The sequence below is a fragment of the Acidobacteriota bacterium genome, assembly GCA_009861545.1.
Classification (GTDB): Bacteria; Acidobacteriota; Vicinamibacteria; order Vicinamibacterales; family UBA8438; genus WTFV01.
This window is the reverse complement of the sequence record VXME01000007.1, coordinates 1-17,428: the sequence shown is the minus strand read 5'-3', so window position 1 is coordinate 17,428 and position 17,428 is coordinate 1. Positions and strand designations below refer to the sequence as shown.

The window sequence follows — 17,428 nt, the reverse complement described above, 5'->3', positions numbered from 1 at the left end:
GCCCGACCGGGATTCCTCAAGACAGCCCAGTCTACCCGGCGGCGGCCTGATGTTCCACCGCGAATTCGTCCGGTACGCCTCCACGACTCCGGGCCGGGACGGTTTCGCCCGGCGCGGCCGCGTGCTACGCTGACCGCATGGACGCCGTCACGCCCTGGCTCACCCCGGCGCTGCTGGTAGCGCTCTTCGCCTGGCTGCGCCTCGACATCCGCGAGCTGCGCCGCGATCTGAACCTCCGCATCGACAGGACCGAGAAGCGAATCGACGATCTCGCCAAGGACATTAGCAAGCGATTCGACGAAGTCAACAAGGAGGTCAACAAGCGATTCGAAGAGGTCAACAAGCGATTCGAAGAGGTCAACAAGCGATTCGACGACATCAACCGGGAGCTCGCCGACCTGCGCGAGCGCATGGCGAAGCTCGAAGGCTCATTGGAAGGCTTCCTTGCCGGCCGACGCGACCGGGACGCCGCCTGACGCCCGCCCGCCATCATCGGCAGCGCACGGCGATGGATAGCCGCGGCCTCCTTCCGTCGACATGAGCCTCGGACTGACGCCGGCCGGGCACCTGCGCTGGACACCTCGCGACGGCGACCCCGTCCCGCCCGCCATCGCGCCCCTGCAAACCGCCTTCGAGGCCGACTGGCGCGAGGCGCTTTTCACGCTGGCCGCGGACCGGACCGACACGCATGAAGCGCCCGACGCGCGTTTCTGGCAGGAGATCGCCGAACGCCACCTGACCGCATTGTGCCACCTGCCGGAGCACGAGTCGCGCGTCGCGGTCGAGCCTCCGACCGCGGCCGACTGCGCCGCCTGGATCCTGTCCGCCCCGCCGATGCGCGGCGGCGAGTATCTCTCCGAGGACAGCCTGCAGGGTGTCTGGAGCCACCTCGACGCCTGGGTGCGCGAAACCGTCGAGGACACGGCCGGCGGCCTGCCGGCATTTCTCCGCGCCCGGGCCCCGAGCTGGCACCAGGTGGGCCGGGTCTGCTTCCACCTGGCCGAGAACCGCAACGACCCGGAGCGGCCGTTTGCGTTCATGGCCACCTACGCGTCGGGATTCGGCGCGAGCGGACGGGTGAAGCACCTCCCCCTTCGCCGGGCGCTGCAGCAGTACGCCGGGGCGAAGAACCGCGCCGCGCTCATCTCCCTGCTGTCACCGATCCAGCAGGCCGCCGAGACGTGCGACTGGGTGCGGGAGCTGGCTGAGTCGGGCGACGTCTACCAGCCGCTGGCGTGGACGCCGGATCGCGCCTACCGGCTGCTGCGCAGCGTGCCGGAGCTGGAGTCGAGCGGCCTGTCCGTGCGCCTGCCGAACTGGTGGCGCAAGCGGCCGCGACCACGGGTCAGCGTCACCATCGGCGACACCGCGCCGTCGATGGTGGGCGCCGAGGCGATGGTGGACTTCGACGTGGGCGTAGCGCTGGGCGGCGAGCCGCTGTCGCGCGCCGAGCTCGAGACGCTGCTCGACGGCGACGGCGAGCTGGTGCTGCTGAAGGGCCAGTGGGTCGAGGTGGACCGCGAGCGGCTGCGCGAGGCGATCGAGCACTGGGAGGCGGTGCGCGAGATGGCCGGGGACGACGGCATCTCGTTCGTCGAGGGCATGCGCCTGCTCGCCGGCGCGTCGGCCGATCTCCGCCACGAGGATCGGACGGAGGCCGAACGCCCGTGGGTGCACGTCGACGCCGGCGACGGGATGCGCGAACTCCTGGCCGGGATGCGGCAGCCGGATGCGCTCGATCCGGCGGCGCTCGGCGGCGCCCTGCGGGCCACGCTGCGGCCGTACCAGCGCGACGGCGTGGCGTGGCTCCGCCTGTTGACGACGCTGGGCCTGGGCGCCTGCCTCGCGGACGACATGGGCCTGGGCAAGACCATCCAGGTGCTGGCGCTGCTGCTGTGCGACCGCGCCGGGGATGCGCCCCCGCCGGCGCCCGCGCTGCTCGTCATTCCCGCCTCCCTGCTCGGGAACTGGCGCCGCGAGGCCGAGCGATTCGCCCCGTCGCTGGCGCTGCGGTTCCTCCACCCTGCAGAGACGGACCGGCAGACGCTGACGGACGTCGCGGCGGCGCCGGCCCGGCGCCTGGCCGGGGTCGACCTCGCGGTGACGACCTACGCGATGCTGCAGCGGCAGCCCTGGCTGGCCGACGTGCAGTGGCGGCTGGTGATTCTGGACGAGGCGCAGGCCGTCAAGAACCCCGACACCCGCCAGAGCCGCGCGGTGCGCAAGCTGGCGGCCCGCGCCCGCATCGCCCTGACCGGCACGCCGGTCGAGAACCGCCTGGGAGACCTGTGGGCGCTGTTCGACTTCCTGAACCCGGGGCTGCTCGGCTCGCGCGACGTGTTCAACCGATTCGTCAAGGAGTTGCAGCGGCGCGACGAGCAGCCGTTCGCGCCGCTACGCCGGCTCGTCGCCCCCTACATCCTGCGGCGCCTGAAGACGGACCGCCGCATCATCGCCGACCTGCCGGACAAGACCGAGACGACGCGCGACTGCCACCTGACCCGCAAGCAGGTCGCCCTCTACCAGCGCATCGTGCGCGCCATGCAGGACGAGCTGGAAGCGACCGAGGGCATCCAGCGGCGCGGCGTGGTGCTGCGGTCGCTCATGCGGCTGAAGCAGACCTGCAACCACCCCAGCCAGCTCGCCGGCGACGGCGACTACCGGCCCGGCGACAGCGGCAAGTTCGCGCGCCTGGCCGAGATCTGCGAGGAGCTGTCCGCGCGCCAGGAACGGGCCCTGGTCTTCACGCAGTTCCGGGAGATCATCGACCCGCTGTCGGAGTACCTGGCGACGATCTTCGGCCGGCCCGGCCTCGTGCTGCACGGCGCGACCGGCGTCAAGCGGCGGCAGGCGCTGGTGGACGGTTTCCAGCGGGACGACGGGCCGCCCTTCTTCATCCTGTCGCTCAAGGCGGGCGGCACCGGGCTGAACCTGACGGCGGCCTCCCACGTCATCCACTTCGACCGCTGGTGGAACCCGGCGGTGGAGAACCAGGCCACCGACCGCGCCTTCCGCATCGGCCAGCGGCGCAACGTCCTGGTCCACCGCTTCGTCACGCGCGGCACCATCGAGGAGAAGATCGATCGGATGATTGCCGAGAAACGGCAGTTGGCCGATGATCTGCTCGACGGCGAGAGTGAGGTCAACCTCACCGAGCTGTCCGACGACGAGTTGATCGACCTGGTCCGGCTTGACGTCACGCGCGCGAATCCGCAGGCGGCGAGCTGAGGAGGGCTACGCAGTTGGACTGGTATCCGCCCTATGTGCCGGTCGGCGCGCGGCGCGCCCGAGCCAGGCTGGAGATGCGCGCCCTGCGCGAGCGCGGCGTCGAGGTGCAACCGGTCGAGCTCGAGGGCAGGGGGCGCGCCATTGCGCGAAGCTTCTGGGGCCAGCGCTGGTGCGAGCACCTGGAGTCGTTCTCCGACTACGCCAACCGCCTGCCGCGCGGCCGCACCTACGTGCGAAACGGCTGCGTCTGCCACCTGGTCATCGAGCCCGGCGGCGTCGACGCGATGGTCGCCGGCCGCGAGCTCTACCACGTCGTCATCCGCATCCGGAAGTTGAAGCGGCCGGCCTGGAAGGCGATCCGGGCCGCGTGCGCCGGGCAGATCGGATCGGTTCTCGAGCTGCTGCGGGGGCGGCTGTCGGACCGCGTCATGGAGATCGTCACCGACCGCGACACCGGCCTGTTCCCTAAGCCGGGCGAGATCAAGCTGGCGTGCGACTGCCCCGACTGGGCCACGATGTGCAAGCACGCCGCGGCGGTGCTCTACGGCGTCGGCGCCCGTCTCGACAAGAGCCCCGAGCTGCTCTTCCGGCTGCGCGGGGTCGACGAGTCGGAGCTGATCGCCGCCGACATGGCGCTGCCGGGAGGCACGGCGACGGCCGACACCCTGGCGGACGGCGATCTCGGGAGCATCTTCGGCATCGATCTCGAGGACGGGGAGGGCGCGCCCGCATCGAGCGCACGGAAACCGAAGGCGCCCGCCGGGTTCCGCCCCACGGGCGCGCTGATCGCCCGGCTGCGCGCACAGAGCGGGTTCTCGGTCGCCGAGTTCGCCGCATTGCTCCGGGTCTCCGCCGCCACGGTGCGCCGCTGGGAGGCCGCCCGCGGACCGCTCGACCTGCAGACCCGCCCGCGGGAGGCCCTGCGGGCGCTGCGCGTGGAGGTCGAGAAACTGGACGATGACGGTTTGGTGGTATAACGGCGGCACGGGGCGGCCACGCGGGGTGCTGGCGCCGTCCGACGACACCGAGGAGTTGCGGACCATGTCGAAGAGAGCTCGCGCCGGCGTCGGCGGATCGCGTTTGCTGGAAACGAATCTCGCGACGGCGGTGGTCCGGGCGTCGGTCGCCGGCCTGATCGTGGCGGGCGGCTCGATCGGCGTACCGGGCGTCGCGCCCGGGGGCGTCGAAGCGGCGCAGCCGCCGGCCGCGGAAGGGGCCTTCACGGCAGAGCAGTCCCTCGCCGGCTGGACCGTGTATGCGCGGCAGTGCGGAGAGTGCCATGGAGAGGCGCTGGACGGGGCAGAAGCGCCGGCGCTGCGCGGGGTGGAGTTCCTGAACGGCTGGGCCGGCCAGACCACGGACGAGCTGTTCGAGTACCTGCGGGACGCGATGCCGCCCGGCCTCGGCGGATCGCTCTCCGATCAGGTCTACCTGAACCTGGTCGCGTACATCCTGGACACGAACGGCGCCCGGCCCGGGGACGCGCCGTTGACGGCCGACGCGGCGGTCGCGATCGGCGACGCGGCGGACGTGGCCGAGGCGCGGCGGGCGGCGCGGGAAGGCGAGCGGCCACGGCGGCGCCCGTTGCGGTTCGTCAACCGCACGGTGGAGCAGCCCCTCGCCCCGGTGACCGACGCCCTGCTGGCGGATCCGCCGCCGGGCGACTGGCCGAGCTGGCGACGGACGCGCGACGGCCACGGCTACAGCCCGCTGGATCGGATCACGCGCGACAACGTCGACCAGCTTCGACTGGCCTGGGTCCTGGCGATCCGGGAGGGGCGCCACCAGACGACGCCGTTGGTGCACGACGGCGTGATGTTCCTGGCCAATCCGGGCAGCGTGGTGCAGGCCATCGACGCGGCCACCGGCCAGGTCATCTGGCAGTACCGCTCGCCGCTGCCGGAGGAAGCGCCGCAGCGGGCGCCGACCCGTACGCTGGCGCTCTACGGCGACAAGGTGTTCCTCGCCACCGCCGACGCGGCGATCGTGGCGCTCGATGCGCGGACCGGCGCCGAAGTGTGGCGCACCCTGAAAGCGGACTACACGCAGGGGTTCCGCGGCAACGCCGGCCCGATCATCGCCGACGGCGTCGTCGTCACCGGCACCAACGGGTGCCAGCGCTACAAGGAGCAGACCTGCTTCATCACCGGCCACGACCCGGACACCGGCGAGGAGCTCTGGCGCACGTCGACGATCGCCCTGCCGGGCGATCCGAACGACGCCTCGTGGGGCGACACGCCGCCGTATCTGCGTGCGGGCGGCGACTCGTGGATCCCGGGCAGCTACGACCCGGACCTCGGCCTCTTCTACATAGGCACGGCGCAGGCCAAGCCGTGGGTGGCGGCCAGCCGCGGCATGACGACGCGGCAGGACGCGCTCTACACCAACTCGACGCTCGCGCTGAACCCGCGCAGCGGGCAGGTGCAGTGGTACTTCCAGCATGCACCGGGGGAGACGCTCGACCTCGACATCGTCTACGAGCGGGTGCTGGTGGATGCGGGCGAGGAGAAGTGGCTGTTCACGATCGGCAAGGACGGCATCCTCTGGAAGCTCGACCGGCGGACGGGCGCGCTCGTCGACCTGCGCGAGACCGTCTACCAGGACATCTTCGAGTCGATCGACCGGACCACCGGACGGTTCACCTACCGGCAGGACATCATCGACGCCCGCATCGGCGACCGCGTGCCCGCGTGCCCCAGTCTGCTCGGCGGCCACAACTGGCAGGCATCGGCGTATCATCCCGGCGCCGGGGCGCTGGTGATCCCCCTCCACCAGGCGTGCATGTACCTGACCGGGCGCGAGGTGGAGTTCGTCGAGGGCGGCGGCGGCGAGGCGGGCCGGTCCGAGTACCGCGAGATGCCGGGCAGTGACGGCAACGTGGGCAAGCTGGCCGCTTACGACGTGCGGACCATGGAGGAGCTGTGGAGCCGCGAGCAGCGCGCCGCCTTCCTGACGTCGACGCTGACCACGGCCGGCGGCCTGGTCTTCGCTGGCGATGCCGACCGCTACTACCGGGCGTTCGACATCCGGACGGGCGACGTCCTCTGGGAGACCCGCCTCGGCACCGCGGCGGCCGGCTATCCAATCACCTACGAGGCGGGCGGGCGGCAGTTCATCGCCGTTCCGGGCGCGCTGGGAGGGGCGTTCCGGAGCCTCACCGCGCAACTCACCCCGGAGATCTTCCAACCGGAGGGAGGCAACGCGCTCTACGTCTTCGCCCTGCCGGCGGGCGATTGACATCAGCAGTGAACGGACCGGTCGCGGCCCCTGGAAAGACGACGAGGTCGCGTCCGAAACGCACGGGGACCTATTCGACGCGTGAGGAAACGGAGAAGGAGGACGACGATGAGCCATCGGTACTTCGCGGCGTTGGCAACGGCGGTCGCGATCGTGGCGCTGACGCCCCTGGCCGCGGCGGCCCAGGCGGAGAACGCGGCGGACACGCCCCGGACGCCGTGGGGCGTGCCGGACCTGCAGGGCGTCTGGGACTTCCGGTCCATAACCCCCATGGAGCGACCCGCCGCGCTGGCGGACCAGGAGTTCCTGACCGCGGAAGAGGCGGCGCGCCTCGAGCAGGAGACGCTCGATCGCAACGAGGAGCTGCTGAACCGGGCCGCCGTGCGCACCACGGTGACCGAGAGCGTGGACAGCGGTGAGAACGGCGCTCCCGGGTTCTACAACAACTTCTGGCTCGACCGCGGCACGACGACGGTCGGCACGCGGCGCACGTCGCTGGTCATCGACCCGCCGAACGGCAGGATGCCGCCGTTCACGCCCGAGGCCGAGGCGAGGCACGCGGCGTTGCGCGCGGCGCGCGAAGGCGTCGTGACCCACGCGCCCACCCCCGGCGGCTGGATGGAGGACTTCGGCTCGAACGGCCTGCAGTTGCGCTGCATCACCGGCTTCAACTCCGGACCGCCGATGACGCCGGGCGGCTACAACAACAACGTGCAGATCTTCCAGACGCCGGACACCGTGGCGCTGCTGGTCGAGATGAACCACAACGTGCGCGTCGTCCCACTCGACGGCCGCCCGCACACGGACCTGCCGCAGTGGACGGGCGAGGCCCGCGGCTACTGGGAGGGCGACACCCTGGTCGTCGAGACGAGCCGCTTCCTGCGCGAGACCAGCTTCTCGCAGGGACGGACCGACGCCAACCTGCGCCTGACCGAGCGGTTCACGCGCGTGGCGGACGACACGCTGTTGTACCAGGCGACCATCGACGACCCGACCGTCTGGACGCGGCCGTGGACCTACGAGGTCCCGATGCAGCGGAACGAAGAGCCGCTGTTCGAGTACGCCTGCCACGAAGGCAACTACGGGCTCTACAACATCCTGGCCGGGGCGCGGGCCGAGGAAGCGGAGGCCGAGGCCGCGGCGCAGTCGCGGTAGCGTAAGCGTAGCGAATCGAGGCGGTCTGGCCAGCACCCCAGCACGGTGCCGGTCAGGCAGCCGCCTCGTTCACGGTATGCCGGTCTGACCACGCCCCGCCCCCTGAGTTGGCGCGGCCTCTGTGGGGGTCCCAGGGGGTTGGCATGGGAACCGGAAGGCTGGGGCGGAGTCGGCATACTTGCTAGCACGATAGGCGCAAACCCCCGATAACACTGGAGCTTCTCGGCTCCGTATAATTGTGGCAGCGACGCTGCCGCGGCAGCGGGCGCACCGGTCACGCCGGCATAGCAGGTTGGCGTTGCTGCCTTTGGCGCCTGAATCAGACTGATATGGGTGCAACGGATAGAGCCCAGAGATGGCAGAAGATCGCCATCGACCAGCTCACCTACGCGTTGAATCTCTTCTTGGCCCTGACCATCACGACGCTCGGCTACTGGTTCTCTCTCCTCCGGGACGGTGAGTTCATGCAGGCCACCCCTGCCAAGGGCTTGATGCTGTCATCATTCGTCGCGTTGGCGACCTCGGCAGTCTGCGGCTTGGCCTGCGTGGTCTGCCGGATGTCCGATTTCCGGGGTACTGCGCAGAGGGCGCGGGGCGGACGAACGGCACAAAGTCTTCGGCGACTGCGTGGCCTCGGCCGCTGGACATGGTGCTTGTTCTACGTTCACGTGTGCGGATTCGGTCTCGGTGTTGCGCTGCTCGCGACAACCCTGTTCTGCACGTACGGTGGACGTCTTGGGTAACCTACCGTCGCGGGTACAGAGCCCCGAAGAGCGAGAACTCGAACGGAAGCGAAATGAGCTGGCCGCGCTGGAGGCCGACCTCGTCGAACAGGAGCTCCGTCTCTCAACTCTTCAGGCAGAACTCGCGGCCTTCAAGACCGAGTATCTTCGCGTCGTTGGCGTCCGGTTCGCCGAACTCGACGACCTCAAGGCTCGTATTGCAGAAACCCTCGCGGCCAAGGCTCCGACCAACGACGCGGCGCAGGCAGCAGCCACGGAAGCACGGGCTACCGCGGAGTTCTCCGCAGCCGAGGCCCAAGGCCAAGGAGCTCAAGAGCCGGCGCCTCCCTTCGACCCACCCGGCGAGGTCAAGACGTTGTATCGGACCATCGCGCGCAGGGTTCACCCCGATCTAGCTGCGACCGATGACGAACGGGAACGACGCCACGACTGGATGGCGAAGGCGAATGACGCCTACCAGCAGCAGGACTCCGAGGCCCTGGCAGCCTTGCTTTCGGATTGGGAAACGAGTCCGGAGTCGGTATCGGGGACGGGAACCGCGAGCGATCTGGTCCGTGTAATCCGCCAGCTCGACCAGGTACGGCGACGACTCGACAGCATCGCCTGGACCATCCGGGAGCTTCAAGCGGGTGATCTCTACGCCCTCCAGCAGAAACGCAGAATACGTGCAGAGGCGGGCGGGAACCTGCTGGAGGAGATGGCAGTTTCCGTCGATGACCAAATCGCTACCGCGCGACAAGAACTCGCGGCCCTGGGGGCAGAGGCACCGTGAAGCAGCGGAAAGGGACCGACCTTGTCCCAGCGCCGCACGGACGCACGATTGCGGCGCGTGAACGCCGCAATCTGGTTACGCGCGGGCTGGCGGATATCGAGCGGTCCGACGCGGAGGATCTCTTCGAGCTCGGTCTGGAGGGATTCCGGCTGCTGCTAGCCATCTTCGGGCAGGATTTCGTTGACCCCGGCTGGACGGCAGCCAGACGGGCTGCAGACCACGGTCACGCTGAAGCACAATACTGGCTGGGCACCGTGTACAGCAACGGCCATGGAGTATCCGCGGACGCCTCCGAGGCAGCCAGATGGTTTCGCCGTGCCGCCGAACAAGGTCACGCCGCTGCACAATTCAACCTCGGGTTCATGCACTACACCGGCCAAGGTGCTGCCCAGGACTACGGTGAGGCCGCTCGCTGGTATCGACGCGCCGCCGAACAAGATCACGCCGCACAATTCAACCTCGGGGTCATGTATCGTCAGGGCCGGGGGGTTCCACAGGACGATGAAGAAGCCGTCCGATGGTATCGACGCGCCGCCGAACAAGGCCTCGCGGCTGCGCAATTCAACCTCGGGATCATGTACTACACCGGCCAAGGTGTTACCCAGGACTACGGTGAGGCCGCTCGCTGGTATCGACACGCCGCCGAACAAGATCACGCCGCTGCGCAATGTAACCTCGGGGTCATGCACCGTCGCGGCCGGGGAGTTCCACAGGGCGATGAAGAAGCTGTCCGATGGTATCGACGCGCCGCCGAACAGCATCACCCCAGAGCACAGTCCTACCTCGGCGTCATGCTCAAGAACGGCCTGGGCGTTCCACAGAACGATCAGGAAGCCGTCAAGTGGTTTCGACGCGCCGCCGAACAAGGTCACGCCGACGCACAGTCCAACCTCGGCGTCATGTACGAAAGCGGCCGGGGCGTTCCACAGGACCATGGTGAAGCCGCCCGATGGTATCGACGCGCCGCCGTAGAGGGTGACGCCACCGCACAATCCAACCTTGGCACCATGTATGAAAACGGCTTGGGCGTTCCACAGAACGATCGGGAAGCCGTCAAGTGGTTTCGACGCGCCGCCGAACAAGGCCACCGCAGAGCACAGCACAACCTCGGATACATGTACAGTCACGGCCGGGGCGTTCCGCAGAACGATCGGGAAGCCGTCAAGTGGTTTCGCCGTGCGAGAGGAGCGTGAGGGAACGCTGCTCAGGACGTGAAACCGGCCGGGTGCCAAGCCACACGGCAGCACCGATGTCGCGCATCGCAGGGTTCTTGCCGCAGGAAATACCGCGAATCGTGAGTCCAACAGGCGAGGAAATCGTTGCACGATCCTGTCGTGCAACCCACCGTGCTCCCGACCAACGCACGCTTGGCGAACACCAAACTCAAACGCCCGCGGCCGGATCGATCAGCGCGATGTGATCGCCGTACCCTTCGGAAATCGTCCGGATTGAACCTCAGCAGGCGCCCTTCGGCGTGAGTGAGCATCGTTGCCGTGATGTTCGCGTCGCGGACTTGGCGTCCGGCAACCTGAAACCTCTCGACACAACGCGGCCAGCGTGCGGGTGACTTCAGGACCGTCCTTCGGTACAGCGAACGACGACAGAAACCAGTCCACGTCCCGGAGTGCGGCCGAGCACGGCCAAGGGTGCCGACCAAGTCTGCGGGCGCGTCACCACGGCCAGGTACTCGCGCACGACCCGACCGCTGATGCGTGGTCGCTCCTTGCCGCCGATCACGTCGCGGAGCCGGACGCGGGCCAGGGCTTATCGCGGCGCAGTTGTGAAGCACGCACGGACCAGGACTTTGGTGTCGAGGAACATCCCCGCCCTTCAGCGATCCCGGTCGTCGCAGATGTGCTCGCGCCGCTGCGACAGGCCGGCCGGCCAAGGACCGGGGTCGTGCGGTGGAAGCACATCGTCAAGGTCGACCGTGCCGCGCTCAGTGCACGCCAGCGTACCGGCAGACTGGGCCGAACCGCCCGTGGCCATGTCACGCTCGAAGACCAGCATCTCCCGCTCAGGGTCCACGGCTCGCGTTTCCAGCCGGCCAATTGCCAAGCCAGCGCGTGGCCATGGCCGGCTCCGTTCCGTTGATTCGACCACCACGATCGGCGGACACCAGTGTCCGCTCAGAACACGGCGATCGGATTGAGCGGCGACCCGGTCCCGCCGCGGATCGGCAGCGGGGCCGCCATCAGCAGGAACTTCCACCGGTTGCGTTCCGCCGCCGCCTCGCCGAGCGCCTCGAGGTCGCAGTTGTCGAACATGTGAATGCCCAAGTACAGCAGCGCGAAGTCGTGGACCGCGCCGGGCAGCTCCGACGGCGCGACGTAAGTCGGATGGTCGCTGCCCATCAGCGCGATGTCGCGCTCCTTCAGCCACGGGATGACCGACGGGTGCAGCCCCGCGGACCGGCCGCCCGGGCGACGGCCCCGCAGCCACGGCCCCTCGACGGCGCGGCGCGCCCACACGCCGGTGCGGATGAACAGCGCGTCCCCGGGTGAGACCTTCACCCCTGCGTGCTCCTCCCACGCCTCCAGATCTTCCACGTAGATCGGCGTACCCGGCTCCAGGTACGGCACGCCGCGCAGCCGCGGGATGTCGATGAGCACGCCGCGCGTCACGATGCCGTTCTTCAGGTTGTGGATGGAGTTCTTCGGGTGCCCGTTCGCGATGACCTCGTCGGCGTCCGGCGCGTAGCCGTTGTAGAAGACGCCGTCGTCGTTGATGTGGGCCAGCGCGTCGAGATGGGTATGCGCGATCCCGTGATACTGGACGGAGATCCGGTCCGAACTGATCCCCACCATCTCGTGCTGGTACGGCCGCGGGTTGTCGACCGCTTCGACGGTGTCGGCGTCCCCGGCCAGGGACACGGTGAATCCCTCCTCGACCAGCGCCACCGCCTCCAGCCGCTTGGCCGGGGTGATCAGATTCAGCGCGCCGATCTCGTCGTTCGCGCCCCACCGCCCCCAGTTGGTCAGTTCCGCCTTCCACTGCTCGTACTGCGCCTCGGTCACCGCCCGGTCCGAGCCGGTCTGGGCCCACGCTCCGGACACCGCCAGCACCGACAGCAGCGCGACCGCCGACAGTCTCATCGTCATCGTCATCGTGTTCCCTCCCCCGTGGAAGACGGTCCGATTGTAGTCGCTGGTGCGCCGACGTATGCGGTCTACGCGCCAATCTAGAGCCCTGCCGGGAACGTGCTCCGCTCGTGACATGACCGTGGACGACACCGGCATCCTCATCGCCTCGGTGCTCGGCTTCTGCGGGCTATTCCGGCAACAGTGTGCACTCTCGGCCGATGCCCCGACTCCGATTGGCAGCGTGTTCACCTTCGCAGTCAACTGGCCTCGGTCCACGACCTACGCCTGCATCCGGGCTCCGGCGTCGCAGGAGTCCGTCCTCGGTTTCCACAGGACATCGATGGCGTAGCCGAGGTCGAGCCGCTCGCCGTGCCAGTCCGGCGTCGCCGTGTCGGGCCCGATCTCGATGCCGGCCGCGGCCAGATGCGCGCCGGTCGGCGCCAGCGGCGGCCCGGTCCAGCGGGGAGCGGCCGGCGCGTCCGGGAACGGCCGGCCGTCGGGCCAGCAGAACGCGGCGTCGCCGGTCGGACCCACCCGCACGCTGAAGCCCTCTTCGTGGACGGCCCGGTGGTGCCGGCGGCAGAGCAGCACCAGGTTGTCGAGCCGCGTTGCACCGCCGTCGGCCCAGTGCCGAATGTGATGGACATCGCAGCGCCGCGCGTTGCAGCCGGGGAACCGGCACCCGTGGTCGCGGGCCTGCAGCGCCCGCCGCAGCGCCGGGGGAATGGTGCGGGTCTTCCGGCCGACGTCGAGGACCGAGCCGTCTGCAGCCTCGACCATGACGACCGTGCCGGCGTCGCAGGCCATCCGGCGGGCGGTCTCGGTGGACACCCGCAGCCCGTCTGCATCTTCGAGAGCGGCGTGGCCGGTCATCCGGGGCGTCTTCGCGGGAACCTCCGCGGTGGTTCGCGGCGTCTCCGCGGAAACGTCCTCCGCCCCCTCCCCCGCGACGGTCCACGGCGTCTCTGCGGAAACGTCGAGACCGTCGGAGAGCTCGATTGCAACGTCCTCGGCGGTTTCACCGCTCGTCAACGTTTCCGCGGAAACGTCCTCCGGACCCTCCCCCGCGCCGCTCCCCAGCGTCTCCGCGTCGACGTGCAGCACCACCTGGTACCGGTCGCCCGCCGTGCCGCGATCCAGCCCCGCGGCCAGCGCACTCTCGGCTACCAGGCTCAGCGCGTCCGCCTGCCGCTGGCCGAAGCTGGTGTCTGCCGCTTCCTCCGGCGACACGTCGGTGCGCAGTTGGTCGCCCGCCGCTTCCAGGGCGCGGCGCACCACCGCGCCCACCTCGGGCGAGAGCCGCCCGCGGATCACCACCATCCCATCGTCGTCGACCCAGGTGGTCAGGTTCCGGCGTTCGTGCCGCCGCCGCTCGTCGGTCGCCTCTGCCTGCCGGTCGACCCGGCACCACGCCCGCGCCAGCCGCTCGACGTAGGAGGCCGGCGCGCACTCCGCGAAACCGAGCAGCCGGCGCTCGTTGGCCGGCGTCGCCACCCGCGTCAGCGCCCGCACCTTCGAGTAGGAGATCCGTCCCCGCCGCATCGCGTCGCTCAACAGCGGGAGGTCTACCAGCGCGCGGGCTACGCGCACCTTCTCGCGGGCGGCGCCCAGGGCGAGTCCGGTGCGCCAGTTCAGCCAGTGGGCGCAGGACTTGAAACCGCTCCACCCTTCGCGCTGGTCGAAGGCGCGAATCATCACCAGCAGCTCGTAGGTGGCGGCCTGGATGCGGGCGGCCAGCTCGGCGATGTCGTTGCCGAGGCGCTCGGCCTCGTCGCGGCGCTGCAGGACCGCCGCGCGGTGTTCCTCGATGGACACGGGAGCGCCGCTGGGCGGCGGGGCGACCGTCGACGTCGGGATGTCGCTGGAAGTGGCTGGAACCAAGGCTGCCGTTGCGCTCATGGATCCATTGTAACCCTCTGTTTTTAAACGGCTTGATAGCGTTCGCGCGCCTCGTCCGAGGGCGGATTGGTGATTTGCGGTCATCCTGGCCGAAGAGGGACCTCAGGGCGCGGATGTGTCGTTCCGAGAGGGGTCTCAGACTTCGTGCCGGACCGCGCCCGACCGGCCGTCAGAGAGTTGTCAAGCAGAATCTTCGAAAAGGTGGGATTTCGACGGGGCGACGACTGAATTCGCTTATCCGGCAAGATTCAGGAAAGAGCGTGATTGGAGGCTAACTCGTGACGTTCCCCCGACCTGCCGGACGCGACCACGCATGGCGACGACATCGACGACGCGACGGAATGGCCGGCGGCGGCGCTCTATGTGGCCATGAGGCAGCAGGGCGTCAGCCTGGGTGAGCTGGCCCGTTCACTCGGCGGGCAACCCGTGCAGGTTCGTCGGCTGCTCGATCCCGGCAGGGCGTCCAGCATGAAGCGCATCGACCACGCCCTTCGGCGATGGGACGAAGTGTGCGTATCACTCAAGCCCCACCGCTGGTGGTTTCGACGCACCACGATGCGAAGCCCGGTTGCCGGGATCCCCCGAACGGCTGGACAACGTTGGACGACGTTGAATACGTTGGATGCCCCCGTTTTTGACTGACCAATCCGCCCATCGCGGCATCCTGCCAATCGAACCCTCTGGCGGTAGAATGGGAGGAATGAACCTCGACGAGATCGAGGTTGCGGGCGGACGAAGCCGCTCAGCGAGAACGAGGCGTGGGGCGTGAGCCGAGGTGGGAACGCGCTACGCTGGCGGTGTTCCGTGACGCCCGCCGGCGACTCGACCGAGAGACGGGCAGAGGAGAATGAAGGAAGATACACGAAACGGCGTGAGCGAGGAAGGCATGCGAAGCTATGCATGGGATTACTTCGAACTCCACGCCAACCAGCGCATGTCTTCATTCAAGTTCTTCATTACACTGGCTGCCTTCATGGCCACCAGTTTGGGAGCTTCACTCGTCCAGAAGCTCTATTTTGTTGGCACGTTGCTCGGTGCACTACTCGTGGTCGTCGCGTTTGTTTTTGGTAAGTTGGATGAGCGGGTGCGGACCGTCATAAAGAACTCCGAACTTGCGTTGAAGAACTTGGAAGGATCCTTCACGAACTCCGACGCGCAACAACCCTGCGAACTCCAGTTGTTCAGATTTGAAGAACTCACCACCAAGAAGGAAAGGCAGGGCAGGCGCTTCAGGTTGCGCTTTTGGAAGACGTACTTGTCCTATAGACAGTGTTTCAGTATAGTTTTTTGGCTCTTCGGCTGCATTGGGTTGCTGGGCATGACTGTGTCCGCTATGATGGGATTCGGTATAATTTCCAGACTGCGCTGATGCGCCCGACTTCGTGGCGGGTTTCAGACTCGTCGTCTGTAGGCTGCGAGGAACCACGAGAACGGCATCTGGCGTTCTGCACAGCAAGACGTGACCCCATCCGCAACGGTCCTCCAACAGCTTGAGACCTAAATCCCACGATTCCCGTGGTCATCGCGGTGCAAAACGACTACGCTGGGCGCTCCGAGGGGCCGGGCGGCTCGCATCGGCTGCGGTCCGTCCGGCGCGGATCGTCAGGAAGCTACGGGGAGGGAATCATGAGGAAGCGAGTTGGAATCTTCGTTGCCGTCGCGATGCTGGCGGCCGGGCCGGCCGCGGCGCAGGACGCGCAGGCCGTGCTGCAGGCCGCCGCCGAGACCATGGGCGTCGACGACATGATGTCGATCCGGTACTCCGGGGACGGCTGGGTGGGCGCGGCGGGCCAGAACTTCGCCCCCGCCGAGGACTGGCCGCGCTTCGAGCTGGCCGAGTACACCCGCACGATCGACTTCGAGACCGAATCGTCGACCGAGGAGATGGTCATCCGACAGGGGAACTATCCCGCCCGGGGCGGCGGCGGCGCGCCGATCGTGGGAGACCGGGTCCGGAACTGGATGGTCCGGGGCCAGTATGCCTGGAACGGTGAGATCGACCGGGTGGTGCCCCGGCCGCAGGACGCCGAGCGCAGGCGGCTGGAGATCTATCTCACCCCGCAGGGCTTCCTGAAGGGCGCCATGGCCGCCGACGACGTGATCGCGGTCGAGCGGAACGAATACGGCGGGCGGGTCACCGTCGTCTCGTTCGTCGCCCTCGACAAGTACCGGATCAACGGCACCATCACCGGGGACAACATCGTCCAGCGCGTGCAGACCTGGATGCCGAGTCCGGTCGTGGGCGACATGTACTACGAGACCGTCTACACGAACTACCAGGACGTGGGCGGGGGCATGATGTTCCCGATGAACTGGCACCAGCACCAGGACTTCGACGACGGCGCCCACGCGCCGAACGTCAGCGGCGGCGATCACACGTTTCAACTGTCGACCATCGACAGCGTCGAGGTGAACGTGGCGGACGCCGCGCTGAGCGTCCCGGACGCGGCGCGCAACGCGACGGCGCCCCCCATGCGCGTGGTGGCGGAAGAAGTGGCCGAGGGCGTGTGGCTGATGGCCGGCGGCTCGCACCACAGCGTGGCGGTGGAGTTCGAGGACGAGGTCGCGGTCATCGAGGCGCCGCTGAACGAGGCGCGCTCGCTCGCCGTGATGGACGAGATCCGGCGCCGCATCCCGGGCAAGGAAATCCGCTGGGTGGTGACGACCCATCACCACTGGGACACCCTGGGCGGCATGCGCGCCTACGTGCACGAGGGCGCGACCGTGGTCACCCACCAGGGGAACTTCCCCTACTACCAGGAGGTCCTGCGGGCGCGGCCGTGGCTGCTCGAGCCGGACCGCTTCTCGCTGTTCCCGCCGGAGGAGTGGTCGGAGGGCTACATCTTCGAGACGCTGCGCGAGAAGTACATCCTCGGCGACACGACGCGCCTGGTCGAGCTGCACCACGTCCAGGGCCTGGCCCACGCCGCGGGGATGCTGATGGCCTACCTGCCGCACGAGAAGATCCTGGTGCAGGCCGACCTGTTCACGCCGCCCGGCCCCGGCGGCTCGCTGCCGGCGAGTCCGAACGCCAGCGCCCGGAGCCTGTACGGCAACGTGCAGCGGCTGGGGCTCGACGTCGAGACCATCGTCCCCATCCAAGGGGTGCCGGGGCCGTGGTCGCAGTTCGCCGAGTGGGTGGAGGACGCGCAGTAGTCGTCGCCGGCGGGGCGTAGCCCGACAATCGTCGCCTGCGGCTCCGATCGCCGCCCAACCGGGCCTGACTACGAGTCTGCACCGTTCCTACGGCGCAGACCCCTAGGAGTCTGCGCCGCAGGACGTTTGCGGCACGAAACGGGTCGCCAGTCCAC

At 68.7% G+C, this 17,428-nt stretch carries 12 protein-coding genes; 9 read left to right on the top strand and 3 right to left on the bottom strand.

Translation table 11 applies throughout. The features are described from left to right. Positions 1–137: 137 nt before the first annotated feature. From F4X11_01380 to F4X11_01350, 7 genes are all read left to right on the top strand, one after another. Positions 138–476, top strand: coding sequence for a hypothetical protein (locus F4X11_01380; protein MYN63674.1), 339 nt, complete (start codon positions 138–140; stop codon positions 474–476). A gap of 61 nt (positions 477–537) precedes the next feature. Next, entirely contained in the window at positions 538–3,228 is a 2,691-nt protein-coding gene (locus tag F4X11_01375) for a DEAD/DEAH box helicase (protein ID MYN63673.1), read from the top strand. 14 nt (positions 3,229–3,242) lie between these two features. Further along, positions 3,243–4,205, top strand: a complete 963-nt coding sequence (locus F4X11_01370; protein ID MYN63672.1) for a helix-turn-helix domain-containing protein — start codon at positions 3,243–3,245, stop codon at positions 4,203–4,205. After that, on the top strand, positions 4,186–6,465 hold the full coding sequence (locus tag F4X11_01365) for a PQQ-binding-like beta-propeller repeat protein (GenBank protein ID MYN63671.1): 2,280 nt from the start codon (positions 4,186–4,188) through the stop codon (positions 6,463–6,465). Before F4X11_01370 ends, F4X11_01365 begins: the two co-directional genes overlap by 20 nt. Positions 6,466–6,573: 108 nt before the next feature. Then, positions 6,574–7,620 (top strand): hypothetical protein, encoded by a 1,047-nt coding sequence (locus F4X11_01360; protein MYN63670.1) that lies wholly within the window; start codon positions 6,574–6,576, stop codon positions 7,618–7,620. A gap of 726 nt (positions 7,621–8,346) precedes the next feature. Continuing rightward, on the top strand, positions 8,347–9,135 hold the full coding sequence (locus tag F4X11_01355; GenBank protein ID MYN63669.1) for a molecular chaperone DnaJ: 789 nt from the start codon (positions 8,347–8,349) through the stop codon (positions 9,133–9,135). A gap of 47 nt (positions 9,136–9,182) precedes the next feature. Then, positions 9,183–10,328 (top strand): SEL1-like repeat protein, encoded by a 1,146-nt coding sequence (locus F4X11_01350; GenBank protein MYN63668.1) that lies wholly within the window; start codon positions 9,183–9,185, stop codon positions 10,326–10,328. Between the two features lie 637 nt (positions 10,329–10,965). On the opposite strand, the gene F4X11_01345 is transcribed toward F4X11_01350, so the two are convergent. The 3 genes from F4X11_01345 to F4X11_01335 form a co-directional block, all read right to left on the bottom strand. Continuing rightward, the gene (locus F4X11_01345) at positions 10,966–11,145 is read right to left on the bottom strand and encodes a hypothetical protein (GenBank protein ID MYN63667.1); all 180 of its coding nucleotides are present in this window, start codon (positions 11,143–11,145) and stop codon (positions 10,966–10,968) included. Positions 11,146–11,264: 119 nt separating this feature from the next. Then, complete coding sequence (locus tag F4X11_01340) at positions 11,265–12,230, bottom strand: cyclase family protein (GenBank protein MYN63666.1); 966 nt, start codon at positions 12,228–12,230, stop codon at positions 11,265–11,267. Positions 12,231–12,497: 267 nt separating this feature from the next. Then, the gene (locus tag F4X11_01335) at positions 12,498–14,201 is read right to left on the bottom strand and encodes a DUF222 domain-containing protein (GenBank protein MYN63665.1); all 1,704 of its coding nucleotides are present in this window, start codon (positions 14,199–14,201) and stop codon (positions 12,498–12,500) included. Positions 14,202–14,964: 763 nt separating this feature from the next. Here F4X11_01335 and F4X11_01330 point away from each other — a divergent pair. Both F4X11_01330 and F4X11_01325 read left to right on the top strand, forming a co-directional pair. Next, positions 14,965–15,486 (top strand): hypothetical protein, encoded by a 522-nt coding sequence (locus tag F4X11_01330; protein MYN63664.1) that lies wholly within the window; start codon positions 14,965–14,967, stop codon positions 15,484–15,486. A 257-nt stretch (positions 15,487–15,743) separates the two neighbouring features. Beyond that, positions 15,744–17,273, top strand: coding sequence for an MBL fold metallo-hydrolase (locus F4X11_01325; GenBank protein ID MYN63663.1), 1,530 nt, complete (start codon positions 15,744–15,746; stop codon positions 17,271–17,273). Positions 17,274–17,428 lie beyond the last annotated feature (155 nt).